This is a genomic window from Corynebacterium sp. HMSC070E08 (assembly GCF_001808895.1).
Classification (GTDB): domain Bacteria; phylum Actinomycetota; class Actinomycetes; order Mycobacteriales; family Mycobacteriaceae; genus Corynebacterium; species Corynebacterium hiratae.
On the sequence record NZ_KV794748.1, the window covers coordinates 1 to 9926 of the forward strand.

Annotated in this window: 9 protein-coding genes; 6 read left to right on the plus strand and 3 right to left on the minus strand. The window is 61.0% G+C overall.

The features are described from left to right. Nucleotides 1-98: 98 nt before the first annotated feature. Entirely contained in the window at nt 99-479 is a 381-nt protein-coding gene (locus HMPREF2526_RS04765) for a cold-shock protein (RefSeq protein WP_070517013.1), read from the minus strand. A gap of 526 nt (nt 480-1005) precedes the next feature. On the opposite strand from HMPREF2526_RS04765, the gene HMPREF2526_RS04770 reads away from it, so the two are divergent. Further along, nucleotides 1006-1668 (plus strand): resuscitation-promoting factor Rpf1 domain-containing protein, encoded by a 663-nt coding sequence (locus HMPREF2526_RS04770; protein WP_070546139.1) that lies wholly within the window; start codon nt 1006-1008, stop codon nt 1666-1668. A gap of 100 nt (nt 1669-1768) precedes the next feature. On the opposite strand, the gene HMPREF2526_RS04775 is transcribed toward HMPREF2526_RS04770, so the two are convergent. Next, nucleotides 1769-2725 carry an SNG1 family protein gene (locus HMPREF2526_RS04775; protein ID WP_246819856.1) on the minus strand — a complete coding sequence of 319 codons (957 nt, stop codon included), beginning with the start codon at nt 2723-2725 and terminating at the stop codon, nt 1769-1771. A gap of 111 nt (nt 2726-2836) precedes the next feature. On the opposite strand from HMPREF2526_RS04775, the gene HMPREF2526_RS04780 reads away from it, so the two are divergent. Next, on the plus strand, nt 2837-3439 hold the full coding sequence (locus HMPREF2526_RS04780) for a TetR/AcrR family transcriptional regulator (protein ID WP_246819857.1): 603 nt from the start codon (nt 2837-2839) through the stop codon (nt 3437-3439). Nucleotides 3440-3563: 124 nt separating this feature from the next. On the opposite strand, the gene HMPREF2526_RS04785 is transcribed toward HMPREF2526_RS04780, so the two are convergent. Further along, on the minus strand, nt 3564-3749 hold the full coding sequence (locus tag HMPREF2526_RS04785; RefSeq protein ID WP_010187772.1) for a hypothetical protein: 186 nt from the start codon (nt 3747-3749) through the stop codon (nt 3564-3566). Nucleotides 3750-3842: 93 nt separating this feature from the next. On the opposite strand from HMPREF2526_RS04785, the gene HMPREF2526_RS04790 reads away from it, so the two are divergent. The 4 genes from HMPREF2526_RS04790 to HMPREF2526_RS04805 are packed head-to-tail and all read left to right on the plus strand — an operon-like array spanning nt 3843 to nt 9385. After that, a complete protein-coding gene (locus tag HMPREF2526_RS04790) occupies nt 3843-5945 on the plus strand; it encodes a helicase-associated domain-containing protein (RefSeq protein ID WP_070546145.1) in 2103 nt (700 codons plus the stop codon). Between the two features lie 37 nt (nt 5946-5982). Beyond that, nucleotides 5983-7620 (plus strand): DNA repair helicase XPB, encoded by a 1638-nt coding sequence (locus HMPREF2526_RS04795; RefSeq protein WP_070546147.1) that lies wholly within the window; start codon nt 5983-5985, stop codon nt 7618-7620. A gap of 4 nt (nt 7621-7624) precedes the next feature. Continuing rightward, the gene (locus HMPREF2526_RS04800) at nt 7625-8263 is read left to right on the plus strand and encodes a DUF3239 domain-containing protein (protein WP_070546150.1); all 639 of its coding nucleotides are present in this window, start codon (nt 7625-7627) and stop codon (nt 8261-8263) included. Beyond that, a complete protein-coding gene (locus tag HMPREF2526_RS04805) occupies nt 8264-9385 on the plus strand; it encodes a pyridoxal phosphate-dependent aminotransferase (protein WP_070546152.1) in 1122 nt (373 codons plus the stop codon). It begins immediately after the preceding gene. Nucleotides 9386-9926: the final 541 nt, after the last annotated feature.

Sequence of the window (9926 nt, forward strand, 5' to 3'; positions counted from 1 at the left end):
TTCAAGTGATGCATCCACCACTTGAAACCGCCTGCAAAATCAGCTGTACTTTTGGCAGGTCGGGCACTTTTCAGTCATCGGCCTAAGAATGTAGGCCCCTAGCTATCCAGATCCTTTGCAATAGCACGCAGAATCTCCGCCACCTGGCGACCAGTCTTGCGCTCCGGGTAGCGACCCTGGCTGAGCACCGGCTGCACTTGGGTTTCGAGGAGCGTCATGACGTCGGAAAGCATGCTCGACAGCTCCTCCGGCTTGCGGGCCGGGGTGCGGCGGCGCGGAGCATCAAGGACCTTCACGCGCAGCGCCTGCGGGCCACGGCGACCAGCGGCGAAATCGAACTCGATGCGCTGGCCCTGGTACAGCTCATCAACGCCCTTGGGCAGCACGTTACGGCCAACATAGACGTCTTCATCGCCGGGATTGCTGACAAAGCCGAAGCCCTTGTCCGCGTCATACCACTTCACTTTGCCGATAGGCATGGTTCTTCACTCACTTTCTTTCCGTCTCTCCTCTACCAAAGCTTAGGCCGTATCACCTGCCTGCCGATAGGCACCGGCATACCGGGATAAGGAGGCGCGGCGAAGCGTGGTTGTGACTTAAGCTGCCGCGCGGAGGAACTATCCGTGGAACTTATAAAGAGATACATCTTAACCTCCACGCACCCCACCAAAGAAACCAAGAATAGGTATCGCCTCAACCACCACACCCGTTACAGGTGTGACATAGCTAACACACCCGTCACGAACAGGGGAAACGTAGGGGAATCCCCGCTTCCGTTATCGTTTTGAGCCATTTAACGTGACTGATTCGTTATAAACCGCTACTCTTTCCCACAGGCACTTCGGCCGCCGGTCGTGGAAGTCTCGCCCCAGACACAGTCCGGGCTTCCACACGGCGGCCATACATGATGTGCATGAACGTGAACATCAATTGCAAAACTACATGCCGGACTGGGCATCATCTGGGCGCGAGAAAGCAAGAACAACCTAGAGAAGGAATACTTTAATGGGACGCCACTCCGCTAAGAACAAGTCCATCGCCACCAAGTTTGCCGCTTCCACCGTTGCCGTGGGCGCTGCCGCAGCCATCATGGCTCCGAACGCTGCCGCTGCACCGGATTCCGATTGGGACCGCCTCGCACAGTGCGAGTCCGGCGGCAACTGGGCCATCAACACCGGCAACGGCTACCACGGCGGCCTGCAGTTCAGCGCTCAGACCTGGCAGGCCTTCGGCGGCGGCGAGTTCGCTCCAACCGCCAACCAGGCCACCCGCGAGCAGCAGATCGCTGTTGCTGAGCGCACCCTGGCACAGCAGGGCTGGGGCGCATGGCCGGCTTGCTCCGCTAGCCTGGGCCTGAACTCCGCACCGACTCCGCGCAACGTGAACGCTACCCCGGCACCGGCCGCTACTCAGGTAAAGGAAGAGACCGCGCCGCAGGCACCGGCTGAGGCACCGAAGGCTGTCCAGGAAGCTGCCGAGGAGCCCACCGACGAGCTGGCTGTTGACGCTCTCTACACCCTCATCGAGGACACCGCCACCCAGTACGGCCTGACCGTCCCGGCTTCCTTCACCGAGCAGTACAAGGCCAACCGCCACGACTTCAACGCCTTCTACTCCGCTAACCGCCACGTCATCGACCCGGTGGCACAGGTTTTGGCTGCACGCTAAGCAGCGCGCCGCGCCGTGCAAGCTGAGCACATAAAGGCAAAGCTTTAACTACACAAAAGAGGCTGGATGGTTTTCTCCATCCAGCCTCTTTTAGTTTTGACTAAGCCTTTTCCTCAACGGCAGCGTCTTCCTTAGCGCGCGACCGATCACAGGCCAGCAACACTAGGCCAACAACAATCCACAGCCCTAGCGACCACCACGCATGGCCGAAGCCTTGCCCATCAAAGAAGGACAGCGAGCGGACTAGGTGACCCGTCGCGCCGATGGGCATCCACTGCCCCAGCGTCGACCACCCGGTAGGCAGCAGCCACGGGCCGGTTGCCAGACCCGACAGCGGGTTCGCTAAGAAGATAGTCAGCACGGCACCGATTCCAATACCCGCGGCACCCATCACCCCCGCAAGGCCTGCAGTCACCGCAGACGTCGCAAGGATGCCCGCAGCGATAGCCATCCACTCGGCAGCGAAGCTGCCACCGAGGGTTCCATAGACGGAGTGCAGCATCCACGTAGCAACGAGCCCGCCGAAAAGCGCAATACCAACGAGCACCCCCAGCTTGACCCATTTCTTGCCACGAAATGCAAAGGTGGCAATAACAGCGGAAACAATCCCGCCAAAGGCCAGCGGCAGGCCCAGCAGTGCGATACCGCTCGCCTGCGGGTCCTCCTTCGTCGTCGGCGCCAGCTCCTGCTTCTCCACGGACATTCCTTGTGCTTCAAGCTGGCCAGCGAGGCCATCAATCATCGTCACGTAGGGAGCACCATTTCCCGCAGCGGTGAACTCACTCGCGCCCTGCGGGGAGATGACCAGTCCACCAACAGCTTCACGCTGCAGCACCGCGTCGCGCACCTCGGCCTCGCTGTGCTTCACGACGATCTCCGGGGCCTCATCCCCCGCCGCACTCTCAATCTTCTGCGAGATGCCTTCGAGCATGGGCTCCGGCGCCGAAATGGCAACCGGAACGCCAGCCGGACCCGACGCAAAGGTGGGCGCCAAAAACGCCCACAGCATAAGGCCGATGACGACGGGGATCCCCACAATGGCAACTATCGATTTCACAGCAACCGATGGCTGCTTTCCTTCCTGACTTTTCACCGCTGACACTTCTAACCTCCAAATGGAACAGGGTGTTTCACTTACAAAGTGGAGCATAGTGTTCCGTTTGGTATGATGCAAGCTGTGAGACAAGACTCAGCAGAAAACAAGCAAGCCATCGTCGCAGCAGCCAGGCAGCTGCTCATCAGCGAGGGACCGGGCGTGTCCATGCGCTCCATCGCCAAGAAAGCCGGCGTGGGCGTCGCCACGGTCTCACGCCACTTCCCCGAACGGCTCTCCCTCCTCGATGCCGTCACCGGCGCGGAGGTAGCACACATCAAAGAAGAGGTGGACAGCCACCTACAAGGTTTCGACGAGGATCCCGAAGGCACCTGGCGCGATATTATTCATCGGATCGCCAGCCTTAACTTCGCCGCGGTTGTTCAAGCAGTGGCAGCCGAGGTGAATACTGCCTCATTCTCAGACGATGACGTGCAGGAGATCGCTACCCAGTGCAAAGCTGAACTGAAGTCGATCTACCAACCGATTATCGAACCCACGCGACAAGCAGGTCTCTGCCCCGAGTCCCTCACCCCGCTCGAACTTCACATCGGCATCGGTCTCATCACCCGCCCGCTGCCCAGAACACCAGTGAGCGCCGACTACCTATCAGGTATACAAGCCCAGCTCATCGATACGCTGCTCGACGGCCTTAAAGCCCAAGCCCGTGCCAACTAGTTGAGGCGCAAGTACATTACAAACACGTATAGCCCCACCGAGGAGAACATTCTCGGAGGGGCTGAAAGCAAGCCGGAAGGCTCAACGTATCCGCTAAGTGAAGCGCAGATTTCTGCGCGCCTACTTAGCGGTTGATGCGGGTGTACGGGTGAACGTAGTTGAGCTTTTCTGCCGGCATCGGCAGAATCAGGTCGTCACCGTACGGGCTGGAAGCACCAGCAAAAGGTGCAGTAAGTTCAGTAATAGCGTGCTCGCGGGGGCTGTTCTTCGGCCAAGCCGGGGATACGAAGCCTTTGTTCTCGTTCGACATGCTCCTTATTATTCCAAACCCCGCGGCAAAAAGTAACTTATTCACCCAACGAGGGCCCCATGCCTCCCCCGCCTACTAAGCTTGAGGGCCATTATGACCTCCCCTTCACACCGCGCCCGCGTTACCGAGAGCTACCGCGAGTGGCTCAGCCAGTTGCCTGACAAGGACCTGCGCGCCCTGCTCAGCAACCGCAGTGATGTTCTCTCACCCGCACCGAAGGACTTTGATGCGTTGGCCTCGCGCCTGACACTTCCGATGCACGTCGCGGATGCCTTAGCGGCAAGCAATGCCGAGCAACTAGCTACTTTGGAGGACATCGCACAACGCGGCGGCGAAATAGCCATGGTGGAAGACACCAACCCTGCAATCACGAAGCAGCTCAAGGAGCGCGGTCTCGTCTTTGGTGACGCCCCACAGGTGCGCATCGTCACCGCCGTGATGGGCTCACTTCCCACCGGCTGGTCGTTGCGCAACCAAGTAGAGTTCGATGAGAAGGATCTAGCCGCGCTTGCCCCCGAGGAGCGCCGAGTCCTTGATGCTTTAAGCAAAAGCGACGGCATGGGCTATACCACCGACACCGAGCCGGACATCAACTCCGAGGATCCCGCCAAGCGCCTGCTGGCCAAAGGTTTTCTGGAGCGTATCAACGCGCACTCTGTGCGCTTGCCGCACTCGCTCGCCCGCCTGCTGGCTGGTGATACCACCCCGCCCATTCCCACCACCCCCTCGGGGCGCGCGGGCACCCCGGAGCCGGATGCCAGGGCTGACGACGCCGGTGCCGCAGCTGGCCTCGAAGCCGTGCGTGGCATGGAAAGGCTCCTCGAGTTGCTCGGCAGTCATCCGGTAACTCTGCTCAAGGACTCTTCGGTCGGCGTTCGCCCCCTCAACCAACTGGCCAAGGACCTCGCTCTGGAGAAGGAGGAGGTTGCGCGGCTTATCTGCTTGGGCCACCATGCTAGGCTTCTCCACCGCGGCGAGCCGGATGGCTTGGAGGGGCATTTCCTCGCACCTACCACTGGCTCCCAGGACTGGCTCGAGGCCGTTCTCGGGGAGAAGTGGCGCATTCTTCTCGACGCCTGGCGTACCTCCCCCTGGGCCAGTTGGAGCGATTCGCGGGTCCTCGCGGAGGACAGCTTCGTGCGCCGCCTGCCACGCTTCCGTGCTTTCGTTCTCGGCGTCTATGCACATTCCGCAGTCGCGCTGAACAACGAAGAGTTCTGGGAGGACCTACGCTTTCGCTCCCCGCTCTTTGCCAGCCACACGCGCACGGTGACCATTGAGCAGCTGCGCGCCGAAGCCGAATGGATCGGTGCTATAGCGCTGGGCAAGGCTACCCGCGTGCTGAGTGATTCCGCCGCGGCCGCCAGCCTCGTCCCCGATACCGTCAGCGAATTCATCATCCAACAAGATCTCACCGTCCTCGTGCCCGGCCCCCTTGAGCCAGACACACACCGCGCCCTCGCCTCCCTGGCGGACCTCGAATCCCCAGGCCTGGCCAGCGTGTACCGCATCAGCGAGTCCACCATTCGCCGTGGCATGGACCAGGGTCTGACCGCCCAGGAAATGACCGACTTTTTGGAAACGCATTGCCCGACGGGCGTGCCGCAGGCGTTGGGGTTTGCCATCGGGGACGTCGCCAAGCGCCATGGCACCCTCCGCAGCGGGCCAGCACTCTCATACCTTCGCAGCGAGGACCCCGCGCTGCTGGAGCTTGCCGTCGCATCCGTTGCCGGTCTGCGCCTGCTCGCGCCCACCGTCGCGGTATCGCAGCTGCGCGTGGGCGAGCTGCTGGAGAAGCTGCGAGCAAAGGGCCTATCCCCCACCCCGGAGGATGAATCCGGCGCTTCCCTTACCGTCGCCCCCGAGCCCTACCTTTTGCCCACGCCCCGCACGAAGCCGCGCAAGCGCGAGACCGCCTCGGTGGAGCAGGCGCTTCAGGCTTTGCAGAAGTCAGCGCAGGATCCGAGCCAACACCAGGAGGAGGAGCCAGATCCGCTCACTCTGGCCCGCGCCGCCGCGCGCTTCCACGCCGATATCGTGATTTCCTATGCCGATAAAAGCGGCGATCTCCGCACCGTAACCGTGAAGCCATTATCAGTAGAGGGCGGCTACATTGATGCTCTAGGCACCGCAGGAAAGCCCGTGCGTTTCCCGGTTCACCGCATTTCCTCCGTCCGCTTCGCCGACAGGGATTAAGTCCCTCCCTGACGCCCAGAGTAGAAAGGCCCTAGATATGCCCGGACCACTCATCGTCCAATCGGACAAGACCGTCCTCCTCGAGGTGGATCACCCGCAGGCCGACGAAGCTCGCGCAGCGCTCGCACCTTTTGCTGAGCTGGAGCGCGCCCCCGAGCACATCCACACCTATCGCATCACCCCACTGGCGCTGTGGAATGCCCGCGCCGCCGGGCACGATGCCGAGCAAGTCGTGGACGTTCTGGAGAATTACTCCCGCTTCCCGGTGCCGCAGGCGCTGCTGATCGACGTCGCCGAGACCATGTCGCGGTACGGCCGCGTGCGCCTGCTGGCGCATCCGGCCCACGGTCTCATCCTCGAATCGGACGAGCCTGTCATCCTGGAGGAGCTCACGCGCATCAAGAAGGTCAGCGAGCTTCTGGGGCCGCGCATTGATGACAACACCATCGCCGTCCCACCTTCCGCGCGTGGGCGGCTCAAACAAGAGCTGCTCAAAGCCGGCTGGCCCGCCGATGACCGCGCCGGCTACGTCGACGGTGAATCCCACCCCATCGCGCTGAGCACCGAGGAGGTGGACTGGCAGCTTCGCGATTATCAGCAGTATGCCGCCGAATCCTTCTGGTCTGGCGGCTCCGGCATCGTGGTCCTGCCCTGTGGCGCAGGCAAGACCATCGTGGGTGCTGCCGCCATGGCCAAAGCCCAGGCCACCACGCTCATCCTGGTGACCAACACCGTGGCCGGGCGCCAATGGCGCGATGAACTACTGCGCCGCACCAGCCTCACGCCGGAGGAAATTGGTGAATACTCTGGCGAGAAGAAGGAAATCAAGCCGATTACCATCGCCACTTACCAAGTGGTTACCCGCAAGACCAAAGGTGAATACCGGGCGCTCGAGCTCTTCGATTCCCATGACTGGGGCCTTATTATCTACGACGAAGTCCACCTCTTGCCCGCCCCAGTCTTCCGGATGACCTCCGACCTGCAATCGCGCCGCCGCTTGGGGCTGACCGCCACCCTCATCCGCGAGGATGGCCGCGAGGGCGATGTCTTTTCGCTCATCGGGCCCAAGCGCTATGACGCGCCGTGGAAGGAGCTGGAATCCGCCGGCTATATCGCCACCGCGGACTGCGTCGAGGTGCGCGTCGACATGACGCAGGAGGAACGCCTGCTTTATGCCACGGCACAAGCGCGGGAGCGCTACCGGATTGCGGCGTCGGCAGGCGCGAAGCTGCGGGCCGTCGACAAGCTGCTGAAGAAACATGAAGGTCAGCAGGCACTCATCATTGGCGCTTACGTGGACCAGCTGGAAGAGCTCGGTGAGCACCTAGACGCACCGGTTATCGACGGCAAGACCTCCACCGCCAAACGCGAAAAGCTCTTCCAACAATTCCGGGAAGGCAACCTGGACACCCTCGTGGTGTCCAAGGTGGCCAACTTCTCCATTGACCTGCCCGAAGCCGCCCTGGCCATCCAAGTCTCCGGTACCTTCGGCTCCCGCCAGGAGGAGGCCCAGCGCCTAGGCCGCCTACTGCGCCCGAAGAAGGACGGGCAGGAAGCCACGTTCTACACTCTCGTGGCGCGTGAATCGATTGATGCGGAATATGCCATGCACCGCCAGCGCTTTTTGGCCGAGCAAGGTTATGCCTACCGGCTGGTGGACGAAGTAGACTTGTGAGCTGATGAAGATTTTCAAGTTTGAAGTCAACGAAGACTTTGCCAAGAAGAACAATGAGCTCCTGCGTGATTCCTCGCGCCTGCGCAATTCCGGCCTCGTCATGGGTCTGGTGCTTATCATCGGTGCGATTGCCGTCTATTTTGGAATCGACCCCGTCTGGCGCATCACGCTGGCGGTAGGCATGGCGCTCTTCGGCGTCTTTTGCGCCGTCATCGGTGTCTTGGCTTCGAGCAAGGTTGGATCGGCCCAAAAGCTCTACGACTCCTATCCGCTTGCTCCCGCCGTCGTGGCGGAGGTCAACGAGCGCGATATGGTGCTCATGGCCTTGGTGAACACCAACGTGGACCCGAAGGCTCCGCCGCGCTGGGGCGCCTGCCTGCGCACGGTCACCAATATCCCGGGCATTAAGCGCACCGTGGGAACCAAGGTTCCGGTGGCCGCTGTCTCCGGCCAGCGCAGCAGCGACGACAAGGATCATTGGCAGCAGATCACCCCCATGCCGATTGCCTGGGGCACCCCAGATGCGGAGACCGTGACGATTGCCCGCAAGTCCATTCCGGAGGATCAGTGGCAGCGCCTCGAGCGCGCACGCAAGCGTCTGACCGATGTGAAAGCTACGAAATACGATCTGCTGGTGCTCTAAATGACTGTTGAGAGACTACAAGAATTTGGCGAAACCATCTTCGCCACCATGACCGCGCTTGCCGTGGAGAATGACGCGGTAAATCTGGGACAGGGTTTCCCCGATAGCGACGGCCCACAGCGCATGCTGGAGATTGCCCAGGAGAACATCGCCGGCGGCAACAACCAATACGCTCCCCTTCGCGGCGTCTCGGAACTGCTCAGCGCCATCGCGGAGACCTACGCTGTTCCGCAGGATCACGTCGTGGTCACCGCAGGTGCCACCGAAGCCATCACCGCGACGGTGCTGGGCCTCGTGGAACCCGGCCACGAGGTCATCGTCCTCGAGCCCTACTACGATGCCTACGCCGCTGCCATCGCGCTTGCCGACGCCACCCGCGTCCCCGTCCCCTTGAAGGAATCCGGCAACAGTTGGGACATCGACGTCGATGCCGTGCGCGCCGCAGTTACGGACAAGACCGCCATGGTCATCATCAATACACCGCACAATCCGACCGGCTCGGTCTTTTCCCACGAGGCACTCACCGAGCTCGCCGAGCTCTGCGTGGAGAAGGACCTCCTAGTTCTTGCCGACGAGGTATACGAAAACCTCACCTTCGGCACCGAGCACGTCAGTATCGCCACCCTGCCGGGAATGGCCGAGCGCACCGTCACGGTGTCTTCTGCTGCCAAATCCTTCAACTGCACCGGGTGGAAGACCGGCTGGGCCATTGCGGAGCCTAAGCTTCTCGACGGCGTCATCAAAGCCAAGCAGTTCACCACCTTCGTCTCGACCACGCCCTTCCAGCCGGCCGTGGCCCATGCCCTGCGCTATGAACAGGAATGGCTGGACGGCATGGTGGATGAGCTTGCAGAGTGCCGCAGCATCCTAGTGAAGGGCCTAGAACAGCTGGGGTTCCACGTGCATGACACCGGCGGCACCTACTACGTGGTTGCCGATATCTCCTCTACCGGTTTAAGCGGCATCGATTTCTGCATGCAGCTGCCCGAAACAAAGGGCGTGGCCGCCATCCCGCTGGCCGCCTTCACGGACAACCCGGAACCGTGGCAGCATAAGGTTCGCTTTGCCTTCTGCAAGCGCCCTGAGGTCATCCGGGAGGCAGTCTGCCGCCTCACTGCATGATCATCCTCCCTGCGTTAAACGTAGCGTCTTTCCTTTGTTCTTGTAGAGTTACCCTCGGCCCGCTGTAGCGGTGGTCGGGGGACCATTTTTGCTTCGGCCGGGGTATAAGGAAAAGGTTGATGGCTCGATAGAGGCGGCTAACTTTCGGATTGCTGTAACCTGCTCGATACTTTTCGGGTGTATGACCTAGCTGACGAAATTGTTGAGAATTTTTCGTTTATGCGGGAAGGTTTTTGGTGGTGCGGGAAGGTCGTTGTTCTGGCCGTGGGTAAATCTATAGCAAGGTTTGTTTGCGTCCCAGGCTTGGTGTCTAGGCCCTATAAGTGCAGACCTGGAAGTACAGACCTGCAGGTGACTGATCAGCAGACGCGGGCCTGTACTTGGCTGCGACCAGCGGGTCTGCACTTTCGGGTTGTGGGGGACGGTGAAAACCGCAAAACGAAAAGGGAGAGACCGTTGAAACAGTAATGGTGTTTCAACGGTCTCTTATTGTTGTATTGAGTTGTTGTTTGTTGTTTGGTGTCGGCGGTTTCTTACTCTC

What these genes read in the sequence shown, in the direction of transcription:
- HMPREF2526_RS04780 (WP_246819857.1), top strand. Translation starts at nt 2,837, where the DNA reads ATGCAAGCTGTGAGACAAGACTCAGCAGAAAACAAGCAAGCCATCGTC.
- HMPREF2526_RS04770 (WP_070546139.1), top strand. Translation starts at nt 1,006, where the DNA reads ATGGGACGCCACTCCGCTAAGAACAAGTCCATCGCCACCAAGTTTGCC.
- HMPREF2526_RS04790 (WP_070546145.1), top strand. Translation starts at nt 3,843, where the DNA reads ATGACCTCCCCTTCACACCGCGCCCGCGTTACCGAGAGCTACCGCGAG.
- HMPREF2526_RS04795 (WP_070546147.1), top strand. Translation starts at nt 5,983, where the DNA reads ATGCCCGGACCACTCATCGTCCAATCGGACAAGACCGTCCTCCTCGAG.
- HMPREF2526_RS04785 (WP_010187772.1), bottom strand. Translation starts at nt 3,749, where the DNA reads ATGTCGAACGAGAACAAAGGCTTCGTATCCCCGGCTTGGCCGAAGAAC.
- HMPREF2526_RS04765 (WP_070517013.1), bottom strand. Translation starts at nt 479, where the DNA reads ATGCCTATCGGCAAAGTGAAGTGGTATGACGCGGACAAGGGCTTCGGC.
- HMPREF2526_RS04800 (WP_070546150.1), top strand. Translation starts at nt 7,625, where the DNA reads ATGAAGATTTTCAAGTTTGAAGTCAACGAAGACTTTGCCAAGAAGAAC.
- HMPREF2526_RS04805 (WP_070546152.1), top strand. Translation starts at nt 8,264, where the DNA reads ATGACTGTTGAGAGACTACAAGAATTTGGCGAAACCATCTTCGCCACC.